The sequence below is a fragment of the Salicibibacter cibi genome, assembly GCF_016495865.1.
GTDB classification, from domain to species: domain Bacteria; phylum Bacillota; class Bacilli; order Bacillales; family Marinococcaceae; genus Salicibibacter; species Salicibibacter cibi.
This window is the reverse complement of the sequence record NZ_CP054706.1, coordinates 2,654,787-2,680,436: the sequence shown is the minus strand read 5'-3', so window position 1 is coordinate 2,680,436 and position 25,650 is coordinate 2,654,787. Positions and strand designations below refer to the sequence as shown.

At 45.2% G+C, this 25,650-nt stretch carries 29 protein-coding genes and 1 pseudogene; 17 read left to right on the top strand and 13 right to left on the bottom strand.

From position 1 onward, the window contains the following. Position 1 precedes the first annotated feature (1 nt). From HUG20_RS13350 to HUG20_RS13340, 3 genes and pseudogenes are all read left to right on the top strand, one after another. Positions 2-918: pseudogene (locus HUG20_RS13350) on the top strand (ABC transporter permease). Positions 919-936: 18 nt separating this feature from the next. Continuing rightward, complete coding sequence (locus HUG20_RS13345; RefSeq protein WP_200085148.1) at positions 937-1,983, top strand: ABC transporter ATP-binding protein; 1,047 nt, start codon at positions 937-939, stop codon at positions 1,981-1,983. Beyond that, on the top strand, positions 1,980-3,011 hold the full coding sequence (locus HUG20_RS13340) for an ABC transporter ATP-binding protein (protein WP_200085147.1): 1,032 nt from the start codon (positions 1,980-1,982) through the stop codon (positions 3,009-3,011). The genes HUG20_RS13345 and HUG20_RS13340 overlap by 4 nt, the downstream gene beginning before the upstream one ends. 137 nt (positions 3,012-3,148) lie before the next feature. On the opposite strand, the gene HUG20_RS13335 is transcribed toward HUG20_RS13340, so the two are convergent. Next, positions 3,149-3,238 (bottom strand): YjcZ family sporulation protein, encoded by a 90-nt coding sequence (locus HUG20_RS13335; RefSeq protein WP_200085146.1) that lies wholly within the window; start codon positions 3,236-3,238, stop codon positions 3,149-3,151. Positions 3,239-3,505: 267 nt separating this feature from the next. Between HUG20_RS13335 and HUG20_RS13330 the strand changes: the two genes are divergently transcribed. Together HUG20_RS13330 and HUG20_RS13325 are read left to right on the top strand one after the other, a co-directional pair. After that, positions 3,506-3,730 carry a hypothetical protein gene (locus tag HUG20_RS13330; RefSeq protein WP_200085145.1) on the top strand — a complete coding sequence of 75 codons (225 nt, stop codon included), beginning with the start codon at positions 3,506-3,508 and terminating at the stop codon, positions 3,728-3,730. Positions 3,731-3,801: 71 nt separating this feature from the next. Continuing rightward, entirely contained in the window at positions 3,802-4,116 is a 315-nt protein-coding gene (locus HUG20_RS13325; protein WP_200085144.1) for a CotO family spore coat protein, read from the top strand. Here HUG20_RS13325 and HUG20_RS13320 read toward each other — a convergent pair. Next, complete coding sequence (locus HUG20_RS13320; RefSeq protein WP_246476411.1) at positions 4,104-4,613, bottom strand: CotY/CotZ family spore coat protein; 510 nt, start codon at positions 4,611-4,613, stop codon at positions 4,104-4,106. The two genes, HUG20_RS13325 and HUG20_RS13320, sit on opposite strands and share 13 nt — an antisense overlap. Positions 4,614-4,774: 161 nt before the next feature. On the opposite strand from HUG20_RS13320, the gene HUG20_RS13315 reads away from it, so the two are divergent. After that, complete coding sequence (locus HUG20_RS13315) at positions 4,775-5,017, top strand: hypothetical protein (RefSeq protein ID WP_200085143.1); 243 nt, start codon at positions 4,775-4,777, stop codon at positions 5,015-5,017. Between the two features lie 77 nt (positions 5,018-5,094). Here HUG20_RS13315 and HUG20_RS13310 read toward each other — a convergent pair whose 3' ends face one another. The 7 genes from HUG20_RS13310 to HUG20_RS13280 form a co-directional block, all read right to left on the bottom strand. Further along, positions 5,095-5,250: a hypothetical protein gene (locus tag HUG20_RS13310; RefSeq protein WP_200085142.1), complete on the bottom strand. Its 156-nt coding sequence runs from the start codon at positions 5,248-5,250 to the stop codon at positions 5,095-5,097. Between the two features lie 508 nt (positions 5,251-5,758). Continuing rightward, entirely contained in the window at positions 5,759-6,448 is a 690-nt protein-coding gene (locus tag HUG20_RS13305) for an ABC transporter permease (protein WP_200085141.1), read from the bottom strand. Positions 6,449-6,471: 23 nt separating this feature from the next. Beyond that, positions 6,472-7,395 carry an osmoprotectant ABC transporter substrate-binding protein gene (locus HUG20_RS13300; RefSeq protein WP_200085140.1) on the bottom strand — a complete coding sequence of 308 codons (924 nt, stop codon included), beginning with the start codon at positions 7,393-7,395 and terminating at the stop codon, positions 6,472-6,474. A gap of 12 nt (positions 7,396-7,407) precedes the next feature. After that, positions 7,408-8,058 (bottom strand): ABC transporter permease, encoded by a 651-nt coding sequence (locus tag HUG20_RS13295; RefSeq protein ID WP_200085139.1) that lies wholly within the window; start codon positions 8,056-8,058, stop codon positions 7,408-7,410. After that, complete coding sequence (locus HUG20_RS13290) at positions 8,055-9,224, bottom strand: betaine/proline/choline family ABC transporter ATP-binding protein (RefSeq protein ID WP_200085138.1); 1,170 nt, start codon at positions 9,222-9,224, stop codon at positions 8,055-8,057. The genes HUG20_RS13295 and HUG20_RS13290 overlap by 4 nt, the downstream gene beginning before the upstream one ends. A gap of 188 nt (positions 9,225-9,412) precedes the next feature. Further along, positions 9,413-10,300, bottom strand: a complete 888-nt coding sequence (locus HUG20_RS13285) for an alpha/beta fold hydrolase (protein ID WP_200085137.1) — start codon at positions 10,298-10,300, stop codon at positions 9,413-9,415. A gap of 25 nt (positions 10,301-10,325) precedes the next feature. Next, positions 10,326-10,559, bottom strand: coding sequence for a ferredoxin family protein (locus HUG20_RS13280; RefSeq protein ID WP_200085136.1), 234 nt, complete (start codon positions 10,557-10,559; stop codon positions 10,326-10,328). 194 nt (positions 10,560-10,753) lie between these two features. On the opposite strand from HUG20_RS13280, the gene HUG20_RS13275 reads away from it, so the two are divergent. From HUG20_RS13275 to HUG20_RS13240, 8 genes are all read left to right on the top strand, one after another. After that, positions 10,754-11,554, top strand: a complete 801-nt coding sequence (locus HUG20_RS13275; protein WP_246476410.1) for a class II aldolase/adducin family protein — start codon at positions 10,754-10,756, stop codon at positions 11,552-11,554. A gap of 52 nt (positions 11,555-11,606) precedes the next feature. Beyond that, positions 11,607-12,164: an HD domain-containing protein gene (locus tag HUG20_RS13270; protein ID WP_200085135.1), complete on the top strand. Its 558-nt coding sequence runs from the start codon at positions 11,607-11,609 to the stop codon at positions 12,162-12,164. 60 nt (positions 12,165-12,224) lie between these two features. Beyond that, positions 12,225-13,307, top strand: a complete 1,083-nt coding sequence (locus HUG20_RS13265) for an amidohydrolase family protein (RefSeq protein WP_200085134.1) — start codon at positions 12,225-12,227, stop codon at positions 13,305-13,307. Continuing rightward, positions 13,304-13,666: a Rieske (2Fe-2S) protein gene (locus tag HUG20_RS13260; RefSeq protein WP_200085133.1), complete on the top strand. Its 363-nt coding sequence runs from the start codon at positions 13,304-13,306 to the stop codon at positions 13,664-13,666. The genes HUG20_RS13265 and HUG20_RS13260 overlap by 4 nt, the downstream gene beginning before the upstream one ends. A gap of 52 nt (positions 13,667-13,718) precedes the next feature. Then, entirely contained in the window at positions 13,719-14,729 is a 1,011-nt protein-coding gene (locus HUG20_RS13255; protein WP_200090514.1) for an NAD(P)/FAD-dependent oxidoreductase, read from the top strand. Positions 14,730-14,891: 162 nt separating this feature from the next. After that, on the top strand, positions 14,892-16,067 hold the full coding sequence (locus tag HUG20_RS13250) for a Glu/Leu/Phe/Val family dehydrogenase (protein ID WP_200085132.1): 1,176 nt from the start codon (positions 14,892-14,894) through the stop codon (positions 16,065-16,067). A gap of 354 nt (positions 16,068-16,421) precedes the next feature. Continuing rightward, positions 16,422-18,086 (top strand): thiamine pyrophosphate-binding protein, encoded by a 1,665-nt coding sequence (locus tag HUG20_RS13245; RefSeq protein ID WP_200085131.1) that lies wholly within the window; start codon positions 16,422-16,424, stop codon positions 18,084-18,086. A 972-nt stretch (positions 18,087-19,058) separates the two neighbouring features. After that, complete coding sequence (locus HUG20_RS13240; protein WP_200085130.1) at positions 19,059-19,682, top strand: GntR family transcriptional regulator; 624 nt, start codon at positions 19,059-19,061, stop codon at positions 19,680-19,682. 747 nt (positions 19,683-20,429) lie between these two features. Here the strand turns inward: HUG20_RS13240 and HUG20_RS13235 are convergent. Then, complete coding sequence (locus HUG20_RS13235; RefSeq protein ID WP_200085129.1) at positions 20,430-20,852, bottom strand: GNAT family N-acetyltransferase; 423 nt, start codon at positions 20,850-20,852, stop codon at positions 20,430-20,432. A 4-nt stretch (positions 20,853-20,856) separates the two neighbouring features. Then, positions 20,857-21,588: an alpha/beta hydrolase gene (locus HUG20_RS13230; protein WP_200085128.1), complete on the bottom strand. Its 732-nt coding sequence runs from the start codon at positions 21,586-21,588 to the stop codon at positions 20,857-20,859. 269 nt (positions 21,589-21,857) lie between these two features. Between HUG20_RS13230 and HUG20_RS13225 the strand changes: the two genes are divergently transcribed. Then, complete coding sequence (locus HUG20_RS13225; protein ID WP_200085127.1) at positions 21,858-22,034, top strand: hypothetical protein; 177 nt, start codon at positions 21,858-21,860, stop codon at positions 22,032-22,034. 44 nt (positions 22,035-22,078) lie between these two features. Here the strand turns inward: HUG20_RS13225 and fumC are convergent, their stop codons facing one another. Further along, positions 22,079-23,467: a class II fumarate hydratase gene (gene fumC / locus HUG20_RS13220; protein WP_200085126.1), complete on the bottom strand. Its 1,389-nt coding sequence runs from the start codon at positions 23,465-23,467 to the stop codon at positions 22,079-22,081. A 165-nt stretch (positions 23,468-23,632) separates the two neighbouring features. On the opposite strand from fumC, the gene HUG20_RS13215 reads away from it, so the two are divergent. Then, positions 23,633-24,193: an NADPH-dependent FMN reductase gene (locus HUG20_RS13215; protein WP_200085125.1), complete on the top strand. Its 561-nt coding sequence runs from the start codon at positions 23,633-23,635 to the stop codon at positions 24,191-24,193. A gap of 78 nt (positions 24,194-24,271) precedes the next feature. Beyond that, on the top strand, positions 24,272-24,415 hold the full coding sequence (locus tag HUG20_RS13210) for a YuzK family famiily protein (protein WP_200090599.1): 144 nt from the start codon (positions 24,272-24,274) through the stop codon (positions 24,413-24,415). 348 nt (positions 24,416-24,763) lie between these two features. Here HUG20_RS13210 and pdxK read toward each other — a convergent pair whose 3' ends face one another. Continuing rightward, positions 24,764-25,597, bottom strand: a complete 834-nt coding sequence (gene pdxK / locus HUG20_RS13205) for a pyridoxine/pyridoxal/pyridoxamine kinase (RefSeq protein ID WP_200085124.1) — start codon at positions 25,595-25,597, stop codon at positions 24,764-24,766. Between the last annotated feature and the right edge of the window lie 53 nt (positions 25,598-25,650).

Here is a 25,650-nt window from a genome sequence, read left to right as displayed (position 1 = left end):
CATGCACATCTTTATCATTCGCCGTTTTCTACAACTGATCCGTCATCATCGCGTGACCCTCGTTGCTTTTTGATCATACAACTGATCCCCGGAGATGCAGCCCAAGTCATGGCCGGTGAGGCGGCTTCGGAAGAACAATTGGAACAAATGAGGGAGAATCTGGGCTTAAACGAACCTTTATATGTACAATATGGATTATTTTTAGGTGATCTTCTCCGTTTTGACCTCGGCGAATCCGTACGCACCGGCCAACCGGTCATGGAATTGGTAGCCCCACGCTTCTGGATTACGTTGGAACTCGCATTTTGGGGACTTGTCGTTGCAGTTAGCGTTGGTCTTATCGGTGGTATTCTAGCGGCGACGAAGCAAAACTCCTTCCGCGATTTTGGGACGATGGCATTTGCGGTTATCGGCCTCTCGATGCCAAACTTTTGGCTTGGCCTCATGCTTATGTATGTGTTTGCCAACCAATTGGGCTGGTTGCCTACCTCCGGTTGGGGGGATTGGCAGCAAATCTTCCTGCCAGCGATTACAATGGGAACAGCCGGAGCGGCGATCATCGCTCGTATGACCCGTTCGGCCATGCTCGAAGTCATCGGGGAAGATTACGTTCGAACTGCGCGGGCCAAAGGGGTCAAAGAACGGCTCGTCATTTACAAACACGCCTTGAGAAACGCGTTAATCCCGGTCGTCACGGTGATCGGTCTGCAATTTGGCTATTTCTTGAGCGGGGCGGTTCTTACCGAGTCGGTCTTTAGCATTAACGGATTGGGACGACTCGTTGTCGATGCCATTTCCCAACGGGATTTTCCGGTTGTACAAGGAACGGTTATCGTCCTCGCGCTAACATTCGTACTCGTTAATTTCCTCGTTGATATCCTTTATCGCGTCTTGAATAAACGCATTGAATTGAATTAAAGAAAGGGGGCATGTGCGGTGGCGAACAACGAAGAAGCTCCTGTTTTAAACGTGGAAGGGTTGCAAACGTCATTTTTTACACCGGACGGCGAAGTAAAAGCGGTCGATGGCGTTGATTTTGAAGTAGGATCGAATGAAACGCTGGGCATTGTCGGAGAATCCGGTTCCGGGAAAAGCATTACTTCCTTATCGGTGATGCAGCTGATTCAATCTCCCGGAGAAATTGTCGGCGGCAAGATCGAATTAAACGGCGAAGATTTACTCAAAAAATCAAAAGCGCAGATTGCAAAATATCGCGGCAATCGTCTTTCCATGATTTTTCAAGAACCAATGACCTCTTTAAATCCGGTCTTTACCGTTGGCCATCAAGTGGCTGAAACGGTAAGGATTCATAAAAAAATGGGCAAACGTGAAGCCCATCAGGAAGTCATCCGCATGCTCAAACTTGTGGGGATTCCCGCGCCGAAAAGTCGGGCGAAAAGTTACCCCCATGAGTTGTCCGGCGGGATGCGGCAGCGTGTGATGATCGCGATGGCGCTTGCGTGCGAACCTGAATTGTTGATTGCCGATGAACCGACGACCGCACTTGATGTCACCATTCAGGCACAGATTCTCGAATTGATGAAAAGCTTGCAGGAATCAACGGGAATGGCCGTTATGATCATTACCCACGATCTTGGGGTTATCGCGGAAACGGCTGATCAAGTGGCTGTTATGTACGCCGGGGAAGTCGTGGAACAAGCAGACGTGAACACGCTGTTTAAACGTCCGTTGCATCCGTATACGCAAGGGTTGATGCGGTCGATTCCCCGCCATGATGTGGACGTGGAGGAATTGGAAGTGATTAGAGGCACGGTTCCGAGCCCGGCGGAAATGCCAAACGGCTGCCGATTTGCCTCGCGTTGCCCGTTCGCTTCTGAGATTTGCAACACGCATCCATCGCTGGGGACGCCTAAAAACAACCTCGATGGGGAAAGTGACAACGGATCTGTACGCTGTTGGATATATACCGATGAATGGGAACAAGAACATCCGATGAATAAGGAGGTGCACCAAGAATCATGACAACGCCTCTTTTCGAAACAAAAAATTTAAAGAAATATTTTCCGGTGAAAGGTGGGGTTCTCAATCGCAAACTTGCCGATGTCAAAGCGGTCGATGACATATCGTTTGCGATCAACGAAGGAGAAACGCTGAGCATCGTCGGCGAGTCCGGTTGCGGAAAGTCGACGACCGGACGTGCGATTTTGCGGTTGGAAGAACCGACCGACGGGGAAATTTATTTTGAAGGGGAAGATTTTCGCAATCTAAATAAGACCGATCTTCGGAAAAAACGAAAAGACATGCAAATCATTTTCCAAGATCCATTTGCTTCGTTAAACCCGCGCCAAAAAGTGAAACAAATTCTCGACGAGGCAATGGCCATTCAAGGCGTCGTCCCGAAAAACGATCGCCCGAAACGGATTCGCGAGTTAATGGATGTTGTCGGTCTCCGTCCGCAACAAGCCGAGCGTTATCCGCACGAATTTAGCGGAGGACAACGGCAAAGAATCGGAATCGCGCGTGCCCTTTCCGTGGATCCGAAGTTGATCGTCTGCGACGAAGCGGTATCTGCCCTTGATGTTTCCACGCAGGCACAAGTATTAAACCTGCTCAGAGACTTGCAGAAGGAGTACGGCCTTACGTACTTGTTTATTTCCCACGACTTGGGCGTTGTTCGCCACATCTCCGATCGCGTGGTCGTCATGTATCTAGGAAAAATCGTGGAAATCGGCGATAAAAAAGCCTTGTTTGACGAGCCGCGCCACCCGTATACGCGCGCATTGCTTTCGGCGATCCCCGTTCCGGATCCCGAAAGGAAAAGCGAGCGTATCATGTTGGAAGGGGATGTCCCATCGCCTTTGGATCCTCCAAGCGGTTGCCGGTTTCACACCCGTTGTCCGTTCGCCACGGAAATATGTAAACAGGAAGATCCAGAACTTCGCGCGACGGACGACTCGAGCGGCGACCACCTTGCCGCCTGCCACCATATGGAAGAAATCGCGCAGTATGGTACCTCACATGATAAAACCACTGTAGCCGAAAAAGAGTAAAAGGGGAATCCCTCTTTTACTCTTTTTTAAATACCAGAAAATGTAAATTGTTCGGATGATACGATACAAAAAAAGCAGTATCCGGGAAACAAAAAAAATCATCCCTAAGCCCGGGGGATGATTTTAGCTTACGCTTATTAACAGTAAGATGCTCCAACGATGATGAGCAAAATGAACAGTACGACAATTAACGCAAATCCTCCACCAAATCCGTATCCGGCAGACATTTGAGTTCCTCCTCCCAGTTTTTCATTGGAAGAACGATACCATCGTTCTTTTTACACGTTATTCAGTCATGCGCATAGGAGTGTCGTTCAATGACAAAACAGGCACCAGCCTATCACCTAATTTTCGTTTATGTGGCATAGGAGCCCTGTCTTTCTTAACGAAGGTAACGTATATTAAGATAAAGCACGTTTCTTTTTTCCTTTCATTCATAGCTTGTTATCAACTGAATACAATGGACCAAGACGTTTTCTGAGGGAGGAGAAGAGATGAGCACACGAAAACGGAGGAATCGTGTTCAACCGCTGCTATATATCGATACCCCCGATCAACATGAATCTGCTGGCCAAGGCAGTACAGAAGTGGAAGTTTTGTACAAACGTAATCATTTAGGTGAAGAAGAACCCGCGGAAGAAAATCATGAAGTCGATGATCAAAATGAGGAAAAAAAGAACAAGAAAGAAAACGTTCCTTTAATTTATCGAAGCATTTAGGCTATGATTGGCAGGAAAGTAGCGCACCATCGCATTATGTCAATCGTACGCGAGAGAACCTGGCTTCTACATTGTCGGAACACTCCGCTAAAAGAGAGCCTATTGATGATCATTTAGGTATCGGCGATGATAAGAACGAAGACAAAAAGGAAGAAAAACCTCAAGCCTTTGTAGAAAAATCCGTGCAAGAAAAAGTGGAATTTCTTTTAAAAATGCGGAATCGCACACCCATGACGTGTATATGTAAAGCGAAAGAACAAACATGGGTCGGCACCGTTACTGCTGCGGAGGAGCAGTATTTTACGATGCAGACCCAACAAACCCCTTATCTTGTGACGATCAATTACGACGATGTGCAGGAATTATCCCTTGATCACTTTTCGTAATGATGATGTTTTTTGTCTTTCTTGACAACATTATCGAGCAAGTGCGGATCCAGGCATTGGATCGCGCAGAAGCAGCGCAAGTCGACTTCTATACAGAAATGGGTTTTTTCAAGTGTATAGACGTCGGAAAGCGACGTTGGGTCGACACAGCAGTTATGCGTAAACTTGATGTCGTTGGTCGGGCGCAGCAACGACAAGGTGGCACAGCACGTTTTTGCGTCGATGCTCTCAACCCGGAAAAACACCGTTTCAAATACGTCCGTCATATCCGCTGTCAGTCCGCCGGTAGCCCAGAACAAGTTGCTCTTTTTGTCTTTTAACATGAAGGGAACCGTGTCCTGAACCATCCCGGGCCTTTTAGGGCTTAATAAGTTTGTGTAGCAACTGTTTGCACAGTTATCTACTTTTCTGTCAACAGCATCCTGTGCTTCCTTTATGGAGAGCACCGCGTCACATACACAGTGGCCCGATTCATAATCTTTGCAACCGCAGCTCACGTTCATCACTCCTTTTCCTTCAGGTTCGTTACATCTTATGTACGTTTTACCTAATGCGTGTATCCTTGCCACACGCGAATAAGGCTTTTAACGAGAAATAGGCGTATTGCCATCGTTTTTGGGGTATAGGTATATATAGAGAGAGGAAGGGGGTTTATGCGATGGGCTATGTCCCGATGCAACATAACGATGTTGCTTCCCAATACCGCAATCGCGTGCAAGCCGCGCCGCCGTTAATCAAGGCAAATCCACCGATTGATCGTGTCAGGGCAAAACGCGTCGGTCACTACCATAAGCGAGACGGACAGCCATTCCCTTCTCGAGTGTACGTGACCCCCTATCATCGCCATGAATCCGAGAGTAAGTTGACCGGCAAAGGCCATCGCTTTGATGCGATGGCCTGAAACGGGATACGCCATGACTCATGGCGATTTTTTGATTAATGATCAACGATTCTAACACATGGAAACTATGCAAGCAGTTATTTAGGGATTGCAGAACAACTTGCAAATATCTGCTGAAGCCGGGATGCCGCTTCCATGGCTTCGCTTTCCGCGGACGAACGGTCAAGCCTCCTCGCGACGCTGCGGGATCTTGACGCGTCCGTTTTTTCGCTGGAGTCTCGCCCTTGCAGCACCGTCCCTCCATACGTCGCCAGAAGTGCAAGGGTTTTTTTGTTTATAGGATGGATTTCCTTGCATCTAACTTTGACAACAGCAACGGAAAATGCTTATGTGCCAATCTTTTTCCGTTATTCAGCAGTCCTTATTTAAGTATAACCATTCGTCTGAGTTATGACAGAACCCGTCCTTATTTTTGACAGTATGGCGACAGAAAGGTGAAGGTCTATGATTATGGCGTCATGATTGATATCGCTTGTAATTTAGTTGATATGCCATGCTTTTCCATCGCTTGGCGCAGCTGATGTCTGATTTTCCGGGGAATTGGTACATATGCTCTCGTATTTTCATAAATATCATGGATATCATCATTAGCTTAACTACTCGGGATGACGTTGAAGTCATTTGGATAACGTGAAGCCTCCCGACGGTTACGTCTGCCGAATCATTCACCCTCCCCGGATGATCGTATACTTTTTCCGAGTATTCATCCCAATATACACTCACTAGAGTGAATGCCTGTGATTATGCCGCTTCCGCTTGATCAAGATCCACGTTTTTATTTTTTTGGGATTTTACTGGATCCAAAATCTTCTCGAGTGTTCCCATAATCACATCAGCCATAATAGCCATTAAGGCCGTCGGAATCGCGCCTGCTAGAATGATCGGCGTCCCGTCCGTGATGTTAGTCCCGCGAACAATGATGTCACCCAGACCACCGGCTCCGAAGAACGCGCCAATTGCCGCTATGCCAATCGCAATGACAAGCGCGTTGCGAAGACCGGCCATGATGACAGACAATGAAAGGGGGAGTTCAACCATACGTAAGCGTTGACCTTTTGTCATCCCCATTGCCTTACCGGAATCAAGCAACACCTGGTCAACGTTCACTAGTCCGGTATACGTGTTTTTCACGATCGGGAGAATCGAGTACAGAAATAAAGCGAAAACAACAGTATTCGCGCCTAATCCCATGGCAAGCATCAGGATGGAGAGCATCGCCAAGTGCGGAATCGTTTGAATGATGTTCGCAAGTTGGATGATCCAATTGTGTAATCGGCTGAAGCGCGCGATCACAATGCCGATAGGGATTGCGACGATTGCCGCAAATAAAACACCATATGCTGCCATTAAAAAATGGCGGAAAAATTCTTGAGAAACATAACCAAAATTCTGTGTGTAGTAGTTCACGACATCGCCAATGACTTCAAACATGCGTACACCTCCTGCTCAGATTATTACTCGAAATAATTGTTTTCTTCCAGAAAGTCCTCCGCGACGATTGCGGGTTCGCGTAATTCGGCATCCGCTTCATAGTTCAAAGTTTGCATTTGTTCCGTGCTTATTTCACCTTCCAGTTGAAGGATCGCTTCTTCAATGCTTGGGTTGGCTTCTAACAAATCATTGTTTGCGACGGCAGATGTATCATAGGGCGGGAAAAACTGCATATCATCTTCTAATAATTGGAGGTTGTAGGCATCAATCCGCCCATCCGATGTGTAAGCGAGCACAATATCCATATTTCCGCTCGCGAGCGCATCGTAAACGAGGCCGATTTGCATCGGGTTAATATTTTCAAACTCAAACCCGTATTGTTCCTGAAAAGCTGGATAACCATCTCCTTCACGGCTCAACCAATTTGTGTCCACCCCTGTATCGGCCGTATCGGCAATCGCTTCTAAATCGGATATGGTTTCGAGGTCTTCCTCCTCTGCGAGATCCTCATGGACGGCAAATGCGTAATTGTTATCAAAACCGTAAGAAGGAAACCACGTTTGATCGAAACGTTCCTCATATTCTTTCATCATATAGGAACCCCCGTCGTCAGGATCTAAATCCGTGGGATCTTCGTTGAAGATCGCTGCCATATCAGTGCCGGAATAACGGGTTGCGGAAACATTAACATCCCCATCCAGCATTGCCTGATGTGCAACGACCGATGTGGCGATATTATTGAGCATTTCTACGTTGGCATCTGTTTGTCTCTCGATCATAAGCCGAAGCATATGACCGATGATCTGGGATTCAGATGTGTCTGTCGTGGCAATCGTTACGGTTTCATCCCCACTTCCTGCACTTATTCCGGGGAGAGAACATCCACTTAACACACCAACACCCAGAAGACCGGCCAAACAACTGTGTTTTAGCTTTTTATGAAACATGACCATTCCTCCCTAAGTCGTTGTCGGTTTCATTCCTCTTGGGGTTAAGCCTTTTTCCCATTTTGAAAGAATGATTTCAAATAACAGAGCCATCAGTGTTACCGGAATGGCACCTGCAAAAATAAATTCAGGTTGATAAAGGTTGAGGCCGTTAAAGATAAAATCACCAAGACCCCCGCCACCAATATAAGAAGCAAGGGTAGCCCATCCGACAAGGTAGACTGTAGATAGACGAATCCCCGACATAATGACGGGCATTGCAAGCGGCAATTCGACATGACGGATACGTTCCAACGCCGTCATGCCCATCCCTTTTCCGGATTCACCAAGTTCCGGACTTACGCCGCTGATGCCTACGTACGTATTGCGTAAAATCGGAAGTAATCCATAGATAAAAAGGGCAAAAATGGCCGGTCCTTGACCAATACCAAGAAATGGAATAACTAATGCTAAAAGCGCCAGGCTTGGCACAGTCTGTAAAATACTTACAATTCCAATGGTGAAGTTTCCCACCTTTCTTGGCATTTTGTTTAATAAAATACCTAAAGGGACAGCGAAAATAATAGCGAGAAATAGGGCGCCAAGAGTGATATAAATATGTTGCCATGTGAGTAAAAGCATATTTCCGCCGTTCTCTTGAAAGAATTCTATCACTGCGTTCATAAAATCGACTCCTCAACGGTTGCAACTTGCTGCTCAGCTGCCTCCTCCACTTGATCCCCCCAAATCGAATCATAAACAACGTCCACAAGGGTGGCACGAGTGAGAATGCCAAGCAAGCGTTTGTCATCGTCAACAACTGGAACAAAACTCGTGCCCAGCTTTAAGATCCGACGGACTGAATCTCTAAGTCTTGCTGATTTATGCACCGTATGAACTTTGCTCAGAAGAATGTCGGCAATGGCTTTTTCGCCATGGGCAGACTCGATCATCCCAATATCGATGTAGCCTTTTAAAATATGCTGATTGTCGACGATCAGAAGGGAATCAACACGTTTTTCACGCATCATTTGAATGGCTTCGGAGATTGTAGCATGTTCATGGACAGTGACCGGATTCTCATTCATGATGCTTTCGACGCTTTCGACATTCGCACGCATTTGCAACAGACGATCCTTGCCAATAAATTCTTCGACGAATGCGTTGGCAGGTTCGGTTAAAATCTCATCCGGCGTACCGACTTGGACAAGTTCACCTTCTTTTAAAATGACCATACGGTCCGCTAGTTTTAAAGCTTCGTCCATGTCATGGGTGACAAAAACAATGGTTTTCCCCAAGTGTTGCTGCAACTTCTTAAATTCATCTTGTAACGTATCACGGGTGATGGGGTCTAAAGCTCCGAAAGGCTCGTCCATTAAAATAAGAGGCGGATCGGCGGCGAGCGCTCGAAGAACACCAATTCGTTGCTGTTGTCCGCCGCTAAGTTCGTTCGGATAACGCGTTAAATATTCATCACCCATTTCAACGAGCTGAAGTAATTCTCTGGCTCGTTCTATTCGTTTTTCTTTTGACCAGTTCAATAACTTCGGAACGAGTGTGATATTATCCTGAATGGTCATATGAGGAAACAAACCGATCTGTTGAATGACATACCCGATTTCACGACGTAATTGAACGGCATCCTGGTCAACGGCATTCTTTCCATCTATGGATATCACCCCTTCTGATGGGTTAATGAGGCGATTAATCATTTTCATGGTCGTTGTTTTTCCGCAACCACTTGGACCGATGAAAACCACGAACTCCCCTTTTTCAATTTCCAATGAGAGATTTTTTACAGCGTATGTACCACCTTTATAGGTTTTCGATACATTCTCAAATGTGAGCAACGCACAACACCTCCATAGTTTTCTTTCAGTTATCCCGATGGTAATCCCTCGTAATTCCGGAGATCGGATTTTAAATTTGACTTCTGGAAAAACGGGGCTAACACTTTGTTTGCGAAGCACAGGATGTGCTAGTGCCAACGTACACCAACATCGGGACCTCCCTCTGATGGTGGTTTCAGTGAGCATATTTAGCTTGTGAAAGTATTTTGTGAGAAATCAATGATTGATTGCGCGATTTCCTTTGGCTTTTCTTCTGGAATGTAATGCCCGCAGCCTTTTATTTCACGGCCAATCGCATTTGGAATCGAGCGACGCCATACATCGAGCACGGGAAAATGGGCAACATTTCCTTGCTCCCCCCATAATAAAAGCGTATGGATGTCTAATTTTACATGTTTGTTTGCCTCTTCACGATATCTGGGCAAGTCTAGTTGATAGGACGCTCTATAATCATTGAGGGCCGCTGAAATAGCTCTCGGCTTTTGCCAACTTGCCATGTAGTGCTCCCAAGCACCATCTGACTTTAATAAATTAAAAAAATCATTGTCCTGGTGTAATAAGAACGCTAGATAATCTTCTTCTTTTCCATTGATTAAGTTTTCAGGCAGTTTGGGAATCAGCGGGAAAACCCATTGCCAATAGTTATCACTTGCCTCAGAGACGGACAATGAATCATAGATATATTCGGTTGGCATGATGTCAATAAGTACAAGTTTATCCACGAGATCGGGATAATCCAATCCCAGACGTCTTGCTACTCGAGCACCTCTGTCGTGTCCTACGATTAATGCATTTTTTACACGAAAGTGATGGAGCAAATCTTTTATGTCACTTGCCATTATTTTTTTATCATAACACTGAATAGCTTCAGGTTTATCAGATTCTCCATATCCCCTTAAATCTACAGCTATCACTTTATGAGTGCTTTTAAGTTTTGGAATGACATACCGCCAAGAGAACCAATTTTGTGGAAATCCATGTAGAAGGATACAAACCGGAGCGTCATTCTCACCACTAGTGACATAATGAAGTTGGATGCCATTAACGTTTACGTATCCATGTTCAAAATCATTCACGCTATACTAACCTCCTGTGGAAGTATTATTGAAAAAAGCGTTGGTTGACTTCGATATATTTTTGTTCATTATCGGGTACATCTTCCTGAGCATAGATCGCGTCCACGGGACATACTGCTTCACAAGCCCCGCAATCAATACACACATTGGGATCAATGTGGAACATTTCATCGCCTTCTTCGATACAATCCACTGGGCAGACTTCCGTGCATTCAGCATTCTTTTCATGTAAGCATGGCGACGTAATGACAAAAGCCACAATGAAAATCTCCTTTTTATTAAATTGAACACTCTATTAAAGTAACCCTTCATTGCATACATGTCAATGATATAAATGATTGATTATAAGATTGTTGACAATCATATAATAACTGTTATTATAATCTCCGAAAGGGATGATATGTCTCATTCCATTACCAGTCTCATTCATAGCGAAGCAAAGGAGGTTTGGAATTGGTTCTTGATCATGATCAAGAAGAGTATGTAAACGGAAAAGGAGTTCAAGACTACTTGCAGCAACCGACGTTTACGGATGTTAACGAAGAACGCCAACACGGTAAGCAACGCTTGGCAGCAGCTTTTCGTTTATTTGCCCGTTTTGGATTTAGTGAAGGGACAGCCGGTCATGTTACATATCGGGATCCCGAATTTAAAGATCATTTATGGGTGAATCCGTATGGCAAGCCTTTTAGTGAAATGAAGACGACGGATCTCGTCTTGGTCAATGACCAGGGAGAGGTCGTTGAGGGAAACTATTCGATTCATAAGTCGGCGTTTATGATTCATTCTGCTGTTCACAAAGCAAGGCCGGATGTGATTGCGTCAGCGCATGCCCATCCAATATACGGGAAAACTTGGTCGGTGAGTGGACGGTTGCTCGATCCGCTTACACAAGACTCTTGTGCGTTTTATAATGATCATTCCGTTTTGGATGAATTCTCAGGTGTTGTATATGAAGAAAAAGAAGGAGAAAAAGTTGCGGAGGCGTTAGGAAACAATAAAGCCGTGCTATTAAGAAGCCATGGTCCCTTAACCGTTGGTCAATCGGTTGATGCAGCGGCTTTTTGGTTCATTACAATGGAGCGTTCTTGTCAATCACAATTGCTAGCGGAAGCGGCCGGTATCGTTAATCCTATTGATCCAACAAATGCAGAATTAACGGCTCAGCAAGTTGGCAGAGAAAAAGATGGTTGGGAAAATTTCCAGCCTTTGTGGGAACGTATTGTCAATGCGCAACCTGATTTACTGAAGTAATGTTGTAAAAGCAATGAAGACAGTTTTTAAACATTTGAAGGAGGTTTCATTAATGCAGAAAGTTGTAAATTTTAGAGAGATGAATGAGGGAACTGAGGAAGATTTCATATATTTGGAGAAATTGGAAGATGGGTTTAATACAGGTCTTCCGGATCGATTATTGGAAACGGTAAAAGCACTTGAACATAGCTTTAGTGGCTACCAAATCTCTCGTTATGAGCATTCTTTACAATCGGCTACAAAAGCGTATCGAAATGGTGAAGATGAGGATATGATTGTAGGCGGGCTTTTACATGATATCGGTGACGAATTAGCGCCTCATACGCACGGAGAAATGGTTGCCGCCATTACGAAACCTTTTCTATCAAAAAAAGTTACATGGATTATCAAAATGCATCCGGTCTTTCAACAACATTACATGAGCCATCTATCCGAGGAAGACAGAAACGCTCGAGATCATTTCAAAGATCATCCTTATTATGATGATTGTTTGAAATTTTGCAGGGATTACGATCAAAATTGTTTTGATCCGGACTATGAGTATTTGCCGATTGAATTTTTTGAACCAATGGTGAGGAGAGTCTTTTCACGCGAGCCTCAATTTGACTAGGAAACAGCATCGGCATATGTTTACGGGCATTTGATAATGAATAAAAGGAGAGGTTGAAAAATGGCAGCGAGCAAGCAGCAAAAACGTCCAATTATTGATATGGATATCCACGAAAGGGCGACTTACAATGACCTGCTACCTTACTTGGATAACCCTTGGAAAAGATATATAACCGATAGTAATTGGGTTCAGGAAAAACACCTTCCCTATCCTATACCAGGAGCCGCCGGCCTGGATCGCGCAGATGCTAAAGTTCCTGACGGTCGTCCGGCAGGAAACGATCTTTCATTTATGCAACAACAGTTGCTCGATGATGTTGGACATGAAGCCGGTATTTTAACGGGAGCCGGTGATCCCTCTCCATCATCGATGAATGGTTGGTATGAAATGGCTGTAGCGCTAGCTACCGCCTACAATGATTGGGTAATTGAAAATTGGCTAGAGAAAGACGATCGATTGTATGGGTCTGTACACGTTGCGGCCCAGAACCCTGAATCTGCTGTCAGGGAAATCGAACGGGTTGGCTCCCACCCGAAAATGGTACAAGTGTTGTTGCCGATTGATAATCGGCCATGGGGAGACCCTTATTATCATCCGATTTTTGAGGCAGCTGAACGCTATAATTTGGTGATCGGTATGCATCATCAAGAACCACCGAATTATTTTGGCAATTTCCCGCGATACTTTGTTGAATGGCATTCCGTCATGCCAAATACGCATATGATTCAGATTAGCAGTATGATTTTTAATGGCGTTTTTGAAAAATACCCAAATCTTAAGTTGGCGATGATCGAAGCTGGCTTCACATATATCCCTGCTTTTATAAGGAAAATGGATCAGCAATATAAAGAACTTCGTCATGAAGTCCCATGGGTGAAACGGATGCCGAGCGATATTGTCAAGGATCATGTTCGCGTTACGACCCAACCTGTCGATGAGCTAACACGGGATGAATTCCTAAAGTTTATTGATCTTATGGGTTCGGATGAGATCGTTTGCTTTTCAACAGATTATCCCCATTGGGATTATGACTCCCCATTTCGGGCACTTCCACCTCTCGGGGAGGAGCTGGAAAAAAAGATTTTTGCAGAGAATGCCAGAAAACTATACCCGAAATTACCAGAAAGGAAAGCTACACAATGAAAGAAGTGGTGTGCAAAAAAGAAGATTTATCCCCCGGGAACATCATGAGCGCCAATGTAGGTCCGATACCGATCGTTTTGTGCCGCACACCTGACGGAGAATTTTATGCCTATACGAACAAATGTATCCATCAAGGAGCGCCTATGTCGGAAGGTGTGTTATGTGGGGCCTCAGCTCCCACGGATACACCTGGAGAATACCGCTACGAGAAAGAAGGCGAGATTCTTCGTTGCCCTTGGCACGGGATGGAATTTGACATCAAAAATGAGGGGCGCATGCTTGTCGATAGCAATCGTAAGCTTGGGAATTTCAATGTGTCATTCGATGGAAATGATGTGGTCGTTTCTACGAAGAAATAAGTGGTGTTAAAGTCCTTGAGGATACGACAACCTGGAAAGGAGGTTATAAGTGTTGCCTCAACAGCAGGAGATTTATGATGTAACTATCATCGGGGGCGGGCCGGCAGGGTTATTTGCTGCCTTTTATGGCGGCATGCGTCAATTAAAAGTGAAAGTTATTGAAAGCATGCCGGAACTCGGCGGGCAGCTAGCTGCGTTGTATCCCGAAAAATATATTTATGATGTGGCCGGTTTTCCAGAGATAACCGGACAGGGGCTTGTAGATCAATTAAAGGCACAAGCGATGCAATTTGAACCAGCCATCGTATTAAATGAAACACTGCAAGAGATTGAAAAAGACGAGGAAGGATTGTTTACCCTGTCTACGGAGGAAAACGTTCACTTTTCCAAGACGATCTTGGTCACAGCTGGTGTCGGTGCCTTTCAACCACGCCGATTAGCATTGGATAATGCCCAAAGGTATGAAAACAAAAACCTTCATTATTTTATTGACGACCTTAACCAGTTTGAAGGCAAAAATGTCTTTGTTTGTGGCGGTGGAGATTCGGCTGTGGATTGGGCGTTAATGCTTGAACCGATTGCAAAAAACGTACACTTGTGTCATCGACGAAGCAAATTCAGAGCTCATGAACATAGTGTGGAAAAACTTAGGCGATCAAACGTTAATGTGTTGACCCCTTATAAAATTGAGGAAATTATTGGGGACGATCAGGCATTGAACAAAATCGTCATTCAAGAAGCCAATGGAGACAAGCAAGAAGGGCATGAAATTGATGATCTGATTGTGAACTACGGGTTTATATCATCCCTGGGGCCGATTAAAAATTGGGGGCTGGAGATCGGGAAGCATTCGGTTGTTGTTAATTCTAAAATGGAGACCAATATCGAGGGTATTTTTGCGGCCGGAGATATAACAACGTATGAAGGAAAAGTTAAGCTCATTGCCACCGGGTTTGGAGAAGCACCAACAGCCATAAGCAATGTGACGGCCTACCTTGATCCAAATAGCCGTCTACAGCCGCAACACAGCACCAACCTGTTCCCGAAAATAGGGCAGGCTTAAAAAAGAGCGTTGTCAACGAGAGGACTAATACGAGCGAAGCTGTTATCAGGACATTCATTTATATCTGTTTGATCCTAATAACAGCTTCGTTGTATACGAGTTCTAATGTGTGTGACCTTATTTACACTTCCATTATATCGGAGGCTTTGGGGAGGGATCTTGATGATAAAACCATATCTAGTTGTGGAATGGAATGATACCGAAACAGATGCACAAGGATGGCTGGTTGTTCACAATTTCGTAAACGGTTATACAGGCGGCGGTACGAGAATGCATCCATCTGTGACGAAAGAAGAGGTTGTACGGTTAGCCGAAGCGATGGCTTACAAATATGTTGCCAGTGAAAGTGAAACGACCGGAGGGTGTAAATCGGGAATTGCCTATGATTATAAAGCACCGGATGCATCAGCCGTATTAAGAAGATTTCTGATTGCAATGATGCCCTATATTGACATCGGAGTATCTTTGGGTAGTGATTTAGGGACAAACTATGAAGCTATACTCGAAATTTATCATGAATTTGGCATTGATATCCCCATGACGAAATCTATGAAACAAAATCAAAACGTTCTGCAAGGGATAAAGCGTTATGACGAATTATTGACGACCAGAATGGACGGATTGCTGTTAAATGATGTTGTTACAGGATATGGGGCGGCATTCTCGGCAGATGAAGCTTGGACATTAAAAAGAGGCCAAGAAGAGGCAAAAGTTGTTATTCAAGGATTTGGCAGTGTAGGCGCGAGTTGTGCATTGAAATTGTCTCAATTAGGTTATAAAATCGTTGGGATCTCGGATGCAAATCTTTTAGTTACGTGTGACGAGGGTTTGGGTGTTCAGAAACTGATTGATCATAAAAATGAATACGGCGAGATGGATGAGACCAAGTTTAAATCCCACTACACTGTAAGGTCTAACACGGAATGGCTCGATGTGGACTGTGATATATTAATTCCATCAGCATTAGAAGATGTTATTAACAAGCATAATGCTGATATGGTTAAAGCAAATTTGATTGTGGAAGCAGCAAATATTCCGATTTCTTCAGAAGGGGACGAAATTATTAAGCAAAGAGGAATTGATATTGTCAATGATTTTGTGGCTAATCTAGGGGCTATAAGGTTTTATGAGACCGTTATTTTTGGACTCATTAACCCTAATTCGCAAGCTGTCATCGATGATATTGAACAATTGTGCCGGAAAAATACACATCATTTATTTGAGAAAAGTAAAGAGCAAAGCAGTTATCAAAGAGATGTCGCTTATGAGATATTCAGGCCGTCCGCTAGCGGTTTATTGGAATACATGGAACCATCCCAAATGGACACTTCCTATTAAATGCGATGAATCTTAGCATCATACCCAGTAGACCCTTCTGTTCCTTCTCTACATAATGCTTTTCCAGGGTCAACACTAAAATCAATGGTTGATATTCGTGATTAAATATGGTGACACCATTAGCGAGCGAAGGAAAAACACGTAGACTCCTGTGGGAAAGCGCAGGGCGAAGACCCCGCAGGAAAAAAGCGAACTTCTTTTTTTCCGAGGAGGCTGAGCTCGGGGCCCACGGAAAGCGTAGGGTTTTTCCGTAGCGGTCACTACCAATCATAATTGCCCCTAGTTTGTCAGCCATAGATTTTGGTGAAGAGCCCTTTTCCAAAGTAATAAAATGAATTATTTGGGAGGTTTATAATGAATCATCAAACACCGTTTACGGTTTCAGAGGCCATTGTAAAAGAACTTGTCCGGTATGAGGTTGAAGTCGTCTATGGTATCGTCAGTATCCATAACATGCCGATCTATGATGCGATTCTGCGGGTTGGGAATATCCGCCTTATTACAGCACGAGGAGAAAGTGGGGCGGTCAATATGGCTGACGCTTATGCACGCGCCACAGGCAAGCTGGGCGTCGTCATCACAAGTACGGGTGCCGGTGCGGGCAATGCGGCCGGTTCCCTGACCGAAACATGGAATTCCGGAACGCCGCTTCTACATATAACCGGAGAGGCCGATTCGTATTATATCGGAACGGATCAGCGGTACATCCATGAAGCCAAAGATCAGTTGAAAATGATGGATGGTGTCAGTAAACAAGCCTATGTGTTGAAGCGCCCGAAACAAATCACACCGTTTATCCAACAAGCAATGAATGAGGCTTTAGCGATTCCGACAGGACCTGTGACGGTGTCCATCCCTACTAATTTTCAAAATGAGATCATTCCGGATAACCAGTTGGTGAAAGCCAACACAACTAAAGTGGAAATGGATGTGGAAATTCCAGCAGATGTTATAAAAAAAATCCAGGAAGCGAATCGACCGGTTATTTGGGCAGGAAAAGGTGTTATTGCTTCGGGCGCTTCCGATGAACTCAAAACATTTGTGGACTTGATACAACCCGCTGTTATCACCAGTGAAGCAGGCAAAGGGTCCATACCTGAAAATCATCCGTTATGTATAGGAAATTTTGCAGCGACACCTCAAGTCGAGGCGTTGTTGAAGACATCCGATTTACTGATTAGCATCGGTACTCGCTTTCGTGGTGAAGAAACCAATGATTGGACGTTGCCGATACCAAATAATCATATCAATATAGATGCGGCTTCACACGCGTTTAATCGTAATTTCGATACATTTTACGGATTGGTGGGGGATGCGGGGTCTATCCTAAAAGCGTTAAACAACACCTTGATTGATCAATCTATTTCCCCGGATCCGGCCTATGTGGATGAAATTGAGTCCATTCGCCAAGACGTCAGGAATCATCTTCGTCGTGCCATCGGTTCATATGGTGATATCGCGGATATAATGCGCGAGCGTATGCCGGTAGATACCATTTTGGTCAGAGATGTGACGATACCGGCTTATACATGGGGAAATAAGCTGATCGATATTTATGAGCCCGAGACGTCGATTCATGCAACCGGTGGCGGCATTGGCCAAGGCTTGCCAATGGCGATCGGGGCGAAGATTGGCCAGAAAAAGAAACCTGTCGTCTTAATGGCGGGAGATGGTGGTTTCATGGTGAATGTCGGTGAAATGATGACCGCCGTTCAGGAAGATGCACCGATCACGATTCTTTTATTCGATGACGGTGGCTACGGTATTTTAAGATATTTGCAGGAAGCGGCTTACGGTCGACGCACGTCCGTAGATTTGCAAAATCCCGATTTCATCATGATGGCAAGGTCCATGGGCTTTGAAGCCGAGAAGGTAGTCTCCGTGGATGGTTTTAAAAAAGGCTTGGAAGAGGCATTCGTTAGCCAAAAGCCTTCGATGATCGTCATTGATATGCAGGCATTACCGATGGCATATGAGGAGTCTGAGGCATACATTCAATCATTCCGATCGAAATCATAATGGGGCGAAAGCCGGTCAAAAAGGAAGCTTTAAGACGGGGTCAACACTAAAATCAATGGTTGATATTCGAGGTTAAATATGGTGATGACACTAGCTAGCGAAGGAAAAACACGCAGACTCCTGTGGGAAAGCGCAGTGGGAAGACTCCGCAGGAAAAAAGCGAACTTCTTTTTATCCGAGGAGGCTGAGCTCGGGGCCCACGGAAAGCGTCGTGTTTTTCCGTAGCGGTCACTACCAATCATAATTGCCCCTAGTGCAAGGTGGCTTAATTACCCGATCATGGGGAAGACATTCGGCCGTCAACAACAGTTGTTTCTGGCCTTTAACCCGGACAATTGACCGCCTCATGGCGACCGAAAAAGCGGTCGGTTCTCGTGTTCGGTCGCCATAACCGTTTTATGACGACCGTAATGGCCTGAATCGAAAGAGTTCGGGCGTCATAGCCGCTTCATGGTGACCGAAAAGGCTTGTATCAAAGATATTCGGTCGGCATGGCTGCCTCATGGTGACCGAATGAACGATTGGCTTTCGTGTTCGGTCGCCATGAACTGTTTCATGGCGACGGGGAGCCTGCTTCGCAAGAAACCATTCGGTCATTGACGATAGCCTTTGATACCTTAACTCGGGCTGTGGCGGTTTAATCCAATCGATCACTGACCCCAGTTTGAAGCCCTAATCCGGTCTTCCGATCGTCGGTGTGATCGCTTATTTACGACAGGCTGCACTAGTTTGTCAGCCATAGATTTTGGTGAAGAGCCTTAAGACGATGGAAAGATATTTGGACATAGTATATAAATGGACAATCGGTATCTAAGCCATACGTTTCCACGATGTGCTCGGAAAACGACCTTTCAAATTGCTCCATCGCCTCCCTGTGATGCAAGCTTGTTTTATTGTCAACAATCACGGCATATACTATGATATAATTATTCCAAATAGCCCATATGATAAAAGAGATTGAGGAGATGCATCATGGAACACCTTAAGAAAAGTTCGCTAAAACATCAAATAGCCGAGGAAATCAGAAAAGCCATCTTTAAAGGTCAACTCAGCCCGGGAGAAAAAGTGACAGAAACAAAATTATCCGTTAATTTGGGCGTGAGCAGAGGACCTGTACGTGAAGCCATACAATTATTGGTTATGGAAGGGCTTCTGATTTCCACAGCCTATAAAGAAACGAAAGTAAGCCATATTACAACAGAAGAAGTGACGGAGTTGCTGGTTCCCATGAGAATTAATATTGAAACATTTGCTTTGAAAACACTACCGACATGGAATGAGCAAAATTTCGAAAACTTCGAGAGGGTTGTAGAGCTAATGAGACGCGCGTCAACATTTAATGATCATCCCCTTTTTAGTGACTTGGATATGCAATTTCACGAATTGATTATCCGTGCCTCTAATATGAGTAATGTTTCAAATTTATGGGATGCTATTTTTAATCGCATGCGTTTGCTTTTTACATACCAAAGCGAATCAGCTTGGGATTTAAAAAAATTTACAGAAGCTCACAGTGATTTATTGAATGTTTTTAAAACGAAAGACGTCGACCATGCTATTCGGTGTTTAAAAGAACACATTATTGAATACAGATAATCTTGAAGACTGATGAAAAAGTAAGTATTTTTCGCGGCTCTTAGCCAAAATCTATGGTTGATATAAATGACTAATTATGGTAATAACACTAGCTAGCGGAGGAAAAACACGGAGACTCCTGTGGGAAAGCGCAGGGCGAAGACCCCGCAGAAAAAAAGCGAACGTCTTTTTTCGAGGAGGCTGAGCCTTGGTGCCCACGGAAAGCGTCGTGTTTTTCCGTAGCGAATATCATCAATTACATCTATTTGTCAACCATAGATTTCGGTGTTGATCCTTTTTCGCTCCTCGCTTTCTTGGTTGAAAGCATGCGGAAACACCGGTCTTGGACCTCTTCCTTTGATCTGAATGCGTTTGGCTCGATTCGATGGGTCACTTGAACTTATGGACTTCTGTTTGTCTTTTCCGTGAGCTCACTGGAGGACTTGTTCCCATGTGGATGAGAGGCAAGCGGTTGCTCATCGTAGGTTGCTTTGGATGGTTCTAACGTTTGCTCATCCTTTTCTTTTAAGTGGTGGAATAGAAGCATGGCACGCACCTGGGCTCCATCCGAAGCAGCATGCACATCAGGACGAATGAGCCCGGATGTGATGCATTGATATATGCACTATGACTTGTTCAAAAATCCCATGACGTCGCCAAAGGGCCTGTGTTTTCACAAGGGTGATTAGGATGGGAAGACTCAAAATCCAGACCACAAAACTACAAATAGCCCGCATGCATGGGGAGTAAATCAAAAAAGTCATCCCTTTACAATCGTTTTTCCATCGCGACATGAGGGATGCCAGCGTCCAGAAATTCGTCTGACGTGATGATATAACCTAATACTTCATAGAAATCTTTTGCATGAGTTTGCGCGTTAAGAATAACCGACTCCGCGCCTTGCGAAGCAACATAATCTTCAAGTGCTTGCATGATTTCTTTTCCGACGCCGGTGCCGCGAAATTGTTTTAGCACGCAGATTCGCTCTGCTTTGCCAGCGCGCCCGGAGAAACGGACCCGGCCGGCACCTGCCCATGTGCCGGACACTTGAGCGAGAAGATGGGTGCTTTGCTCTTCATATTCATCCCATTCTTCCTCCGGAGGAACATTTTGTTCGTCGATAAAAACCGTTGAACGAATCTCGCGCACGGTTTGCATTTCTTCTTCAGTGTTTGCAATTTGAACGCTCATCTTTTCACTCCCCATGTATGATGAACATAAAATGTAGCGCTTGATGTAGGTCGGGCTCCCACGTGAACCACGTATGATTACCTTCCTCAATGATTTTCGAGCGATAGTTGCTAACACTGTTTTTTAGACGATTTTGGAGATCGTTATGCATCGTTATAAAATCCATAATCGATCCGTCGGTTCCTTTTACTTCTTCTTCGTCAGTACCCACTGTGTGATAAATGGTAAATGTATCGAGATCTTTGCTTTCATCTATTTTGGAAAGCAAGGTGTCATTGACGTAAGGCGAATACATAATCGCGCGTTTAAACATGTCCGGGTGCTCCAAACACGCGAGCAAGGCAATCGACCCGGCTAGTGAGTCACCCAAAAGCGTGCGCCCGTCTGCATCCTCTCGGATAGAAAATTGATCGGCGAGAAAAGGGAGAAGTTCCTTCGTCAAAAATTGCAAGTATTGGGGTGTCTCTTCTCCATCAGGATGATACCACTTGCGCCGGGCAGATACACGAGGGTAGGGCACCCCGACGACAATTGTTTCCGGACCGGCTTCTTCTAAAATCATCGATTCAACGTTACGGCCAATTTTTCCAAGCCGAAAAGCATCTTGCCCGTCTTGCGCGATCAATAGATGGTAAGCGATGCTTTCGTGGTAATTGGGCGGTATGTAGACGTAAAGCTCAAATTCTTGATCAAGAATATCGCTGGTAAACGTTAAGGAACGAGTTTCTCCATCCATGTTCAAACCCTCATTTCTGAAAAATAACTAGAGGCATTGTATCATGTCCGTCGTTCAATCGCTAAAGGGAAGGATCGGACAGAAACTGGCGAAGTGCGACTGTAATTGTCCAAACCGGGTACCCAACCCAACATGTTACTAGAATGTCCGCAGCATCCCTGAACATCAATCACAGACCTTGCATAATGCTGGTGTGCGCCCGTAAAATAATGGGAAAGTTGAAACGAGACCACATCATTTTTTAGAAGGAGTTAAAGGAGCAATTACAAATGTACAGACCGCGATGGATTTATTGGAAACAGACCTTTCGGTCTAAGTTTCAAGCTAGTTGTGTGAAGGCTAAACTGGAAGACAACTGGCATAATGGCTATGAAATATGCCCGCTTGTGGAAATCATTAAGCTTAAAAATGAAAAATATGTCGTACGTTTTACGTACGATGAATGAAAAACTGCCCACGGTACGGGACCAAGGGCAGTTTTTGCATTTCATTATTCGGAAGGCTGAACCATTTTCGCAGGGTCTACCCATTCGTTAAACTGTTCTTCGGTAAGCTCGCCGCTGTTAACAGCGGCTTCTTTTAACGTTACCCCTTCGACGTGTGCTTTTTTCGCGATTGCCGCGGCTTTTTCATAGCCGATGTGCGGGTTTAGGGCAGTAACCAACATTAATGAATTTCGAACGTGGGCGTCGATGTTTTCTTTTTCGGGCTCGATGCCGACGATGCAACGGTCATGGAACGATTGCATGGCATCGGTGAGCAACTGGGCAGATTGTAAAAAGTTGTAAATGATTACTGGCTTGAAGACGTTGAGTTCAAAATTCCCTTGGCTGGCGGAAAAGCCGATCGTGGCGTCATTCCCCATCACCTGTGTGCACACCATCGTGAGTGCTTCACTTTGGGTCGGATTCACTTTGCCCGGCATAATAGAGCTCCCAGGTTCGTTCGCCGGAATCGTGAGCTCGCCAATGCCCGAACGAGGACCGCTTGATAGCCAACGGACATCATTGGCGATCTTCATTAAGTCAGCAGCAAGCGCCTTTAACGCACCGTGGGCATGGGAAATGTCATCGTGACTTGTCAGCGCGTGAAACTTATTAGGGGCTGACTTGAAAGACAAACCCGTTTCTTCGTTGATAAATCCCGCGGTTTTTTCCCCGAATTGAGGATGAGCGTTGATGCCTGTCCCGACAGCCGTGCCGCCGATGGCGAGGTCATTTAAGTATTCAATGCTTTCTGCGATCATTTTTTCACTTTTGCGGAGCATTTCTTGCCAGCCGCTGAATTCTTGGCCGACCGTTAGCGGGGTGGCATCTTGCAAGTGCGTCCGACCGATTTTTATAATGTCATTGAAGCTCTCCGCTTTCTCGGCGACTGTATTTTTTAACGTTTGCAAAACAGGCAACAACTTATGCTTAACTTCCGTAACTGCGGCAACGTGCATTGCTGTCGGAAACGTGTCGTTGGAACTTTGGGAACGATTGACGTCGTCATTCGGGTGAATGGCTGCATCTTTTCCCTGTTCATGAAGGATTTCCGTTCCCCGGCGTGCGAGTACTTCGTTCATGTTCATGTTCGATTGGGTGCCGCTGCCGGTTTGCCATACAACGAGCGGGAAGTGGCTGTCCCAATCGCCCGCAAGCACTTCATCTGCCGCTTTGGAGATAGCGTCTGCTTTGTCGCTGTCCAATTTGCCCAAGCTTTCGTTCGCCCTTGCCGCTGATTTTTTCAATGTCGCAAAACCATACACGACTTCTCGCGGCATTTGTTCTTTTCCGATCGGGAAGTTTCGTACACTTCTTTCCGTTTGTGCACCCCAATGCTTATCCGCCGGCACTTCCATTTCGCCGAGCGTGTCTTTTTCAATCCGATATTCCATCTCACATCTCTCCTAAAATATGTTCTGTGCGTTATCGCGAGCATCCCCTTCTATGATATACCACTTTTCGTTTATAAAAAAGGATTGGAGGGTTAAACACGTTTAAAGATAAGTGGGATAGGAAATAGAATAGATAGCAAATGTGCGTACGAAGGAGAGATCAAAATGGCAAATAAACGAAACATTTTAGGAATCAGCGGCAGTTTGCGACGGGATTCATTCAATCGACATGTATTAGCTGCAGCAACCGAACTTGCGGAAGCGGATGTGGCGTTAAGCACTTATGATTTGGCGGCAGTCCCCCTTTTCAATGGAGACTTGGAAGAAGGGGGCGATCCGGCCAGCGTTGCCGAGTTTAAACGGGCGATATTGGATAGTGATGGCATTTTCATCGTCACCCCGGAATATCATCATGGCATGCCCGGCGTTTTGAAAAATGCCATCGATTGGGCGGGAAGTGATGCCAATCATAACGTGCTCAAAGGCATGCCTACGGCGACGATCGGTGCCTCGCCAACGATGTTCGGCACCGCTTTTTCCCAACAACAGCTGAAACAATCCCTTGTAGCCGCCGGCGCTTCGGTCATGCAACAGCCAAGTGTCTTCATTGCACATGCGAATAAAAAAATTGCTAAAAACGGTGCCATTACCGACGAAGACACGAAGGCAATGATTGCCTCTTCATTGCGCGCATTCTCCGAATGGATCGACCATAAAGAAAAATAGGTTTCATTATAAGGGGAAAAAGGGTATAATAATTTCATACCCCTTATGAATTGGGGATAATTTGAGGAGGCTTTTCTTTTGAACGCATCAAATGAATTGATGGAAAAAGGAATTCAACAAGCACACGGTTGTACCCAGCAAGAATATCGGGAAAACGTGGAAAAAATGATCGAAGTCGAGAAAAAACGAGAAAAAGATTACGAAAAAGCAAAAGCGATATGAAAAAATGAAGAGGGAGCGCTTTATAGCGCTCCCTCGCTATGTGGGAAAGGGGAGGTTATGATGAACAAACCGGTTGATCTTTCAGAGGTTGCGGAAGCGAAGTTAATGATTATCAATGGATGGAAATATTTATCGACTCGCTCAGCGATGTAAAAAAGCAAGCAACCTTAGCAGAGGCGATTTGAGGAAAAGAAGCGTTTTGCAGGTGTAAAGACCGGATCATTGATTTAAATGTGGAAGATAATTGGCATGAGTTTAAGGAAAAGGAATATCTCGCGTTTGCGCGCCAAGAGGCCTTCCTCCATAAAAGAAGCCCCACTTAAACTTGTGGAACTTCTCTGATCGAACTCATACTTTCTGTTTTTCGATGTTCGTTTCGACTCCGTATTTCCGATAGGCTCCGTGCATAACGGCGCCCACGTGTTCATTCATGCGCCATCCGTGGGTGATGGCTGCGGTGACGAATTGTTTGGCAGTCGTGACGGCGTCGTGTACATCGCTTCCTTTCGCGAGTTCAGCCGTAATAGCGGCTGCAAACGTACAGCCGGCACCATGATTATAAGCGTGGGCTACTTTTTCGGTTTCTAACATTTTAAACGTATCTCCATCGTAAACGATGTCGATCGCACGATCATCGTCAAGCTGTTTCCCGCCTTTGACAACGACGTACGTTGTGCCGTTGTTATGAATGCGTTTTGCTGCTTCCTTCATACCTTCAACCGTAGTGATCGTCTTCATTTGCGCCAGCTGAGCTGCTTCGAATAAATTCGGTGTCGCGACCAAAGCTTTCGGTACGAGTATTTCTCTCAATGCGTCCGCTGTTTCCGGATGCAAAACCTCATCTTCCCCTTTGCAGACGAGCACCGGATCAATGACGGCTCTTTGCAGGCCATTTTCCTCTATTTTGCGCGCGGCCAGTTCAATGACGTCCACGGACGCAAGCATGCCTGTTTTCATGGCATCGACCCCAATAGACAGAATGGTTTCCAACTGCGCTTCTACGGTTTTGATATCTTGGGGAAAAACTTGATGTTCCCATGTTTCCGGCTTCATAGCCACAATCGTCGTCAGCGCACTCATTCCGTAAACGCCCAGATCCTGAAATGTTTTCAAATCGGCTCCGATACCGGCGCCGCCACTTGCGTCAGAACCGGCGATCGTCAACGCTCTATAAATGGACATTTTATTTCCTCCTTCGAGTCATTATTTTTTTATTATAAGCCCAATCTGTCCTT

Coding starts and splice junctions, on each gene's coding strand:
- HUG20_RS13270 (WP_200085135.1), top strand. CDS start 11,607: ATGCAGAAAGTTGTAAATTTTAGAGAGATGAATGAGGGAACTGAGGAA.
- HUG20_RS13305 (WP_200085141.1), bottom strand. CDS start 6,448: ATGTTTGAAGTCATTGGCGATGTCGTGAACTACTACACACAGAATTTT.
- HUG20_RS13230 (WP_200085128.1), bottom strand. CDS start 21,588: ATGGATGGAGAAACTCGTTCCTTAACGTTTACCAGCGATATTCTTGAT.
- HUG20_RS13340 (WP_200085147.1), top strand. CDS start 1,980: ATGACAACGCCTCTTTTCGAAACAAAAAATTTAAAGAAATATTTTCCG.
- HUG20_RS13215 (WP_200085125.1), top strand. CDS start 23,633: ATGGCAAATAAACGAAACATTTTAGGAATCAGCGGCAGTTTGCGACGG.
- HUG20_RS13300 (WP_200085140.1), bottom strand. CDS start 7,395: ATGTTTCATAAAAAGCTAAAACACAGTTGTTTGGCCGGTCTTCTGGGT.
- HUG20_RS13335 (WP_200085146.1), bottom strand. CDS start 3,238: ATGTCTGCCGGATACGGATTTGGTGGAGGATTTGCGTTAATTGTCGTA.
- fumC (WP_200085126.1), bottom strand. CDS start 23,467: ATGGAATATCGGATTGAAAAAGACACGCTCGGCGAAATGGAAGTGCCG.
- HUG20_RS13295 (WP_200085139.1), bottom strand. CDS start 8,058: ATGAACGCAGTGATAGAATTCTTTCAAGAGAACGGCGGAAATATGCTT.
- pdxK (WP_200085124.1), bottom strand. CDS start 25,597: ATGTCCATTTATAGAGCGTTGACGATCGCCGGTTCTGACGCAAGTGGC.
- HUG20_RS13240 (WP_200085130.1), top strand. CDS start 19,059: ATGGAACACCTTAAGAAAAGTTCGCTAAAACATCAAATAGCCGAGGAA.
- HUG20_RS13225 (WP_200085127.1), top strand. CDS start 21,858: ATGTACAGACCGCGATGGATTTATTGGAAACAGACCTTTCGGTCTAAG.
- HUG20_RS13250 (WP_200085132.1), top strand. CDS start 14,892: ATGATAAAACCATATCTAGTTGTGGAATGGAATGATACCGAAACAGAT.
- HUG20_RS13330 (WP_200085145.1), top strand. CDS start 3,506: ATGAGCACACGAAAACGGAGGAATCGTGTTCAACCGCTGCTATATATC.
- HUG20_RS13265 (WP_200085134.1), top strand. CDS start 12,225: ATGGCAGCGAGCAAGCAGCAAAAACGTCCAATTATTGATATGGATATC.
- HUG20_RS13315 (WP_200085143.1), top strand. CDS start 4,775: ATGGGCTATGTCCCGATGCAACATAACGATGTTGCTTCCCAATACCGC.
- HUG20_RS13235 (WP_200085129.1), bottom strand. CDS start 20,852: ATGAGCGTTCAAATTGCAAACACTGAAGAAGAAATGCAAACCGTGCGC.
- HUG20_RS13245 (WP_200085131.1), top strand. CDS start 16,422: ATGAATCATCAAACACCGTTTACGGTTTCAGAGGCCATTGTAAAAGAA.
- HUG20_RS13260 (WP_200085133.1), top strand. CDS start 13,304: ATGAAAGAAGTGGTGTGCAAAAAAGAAGATTTATCCCCCGGGAACATC.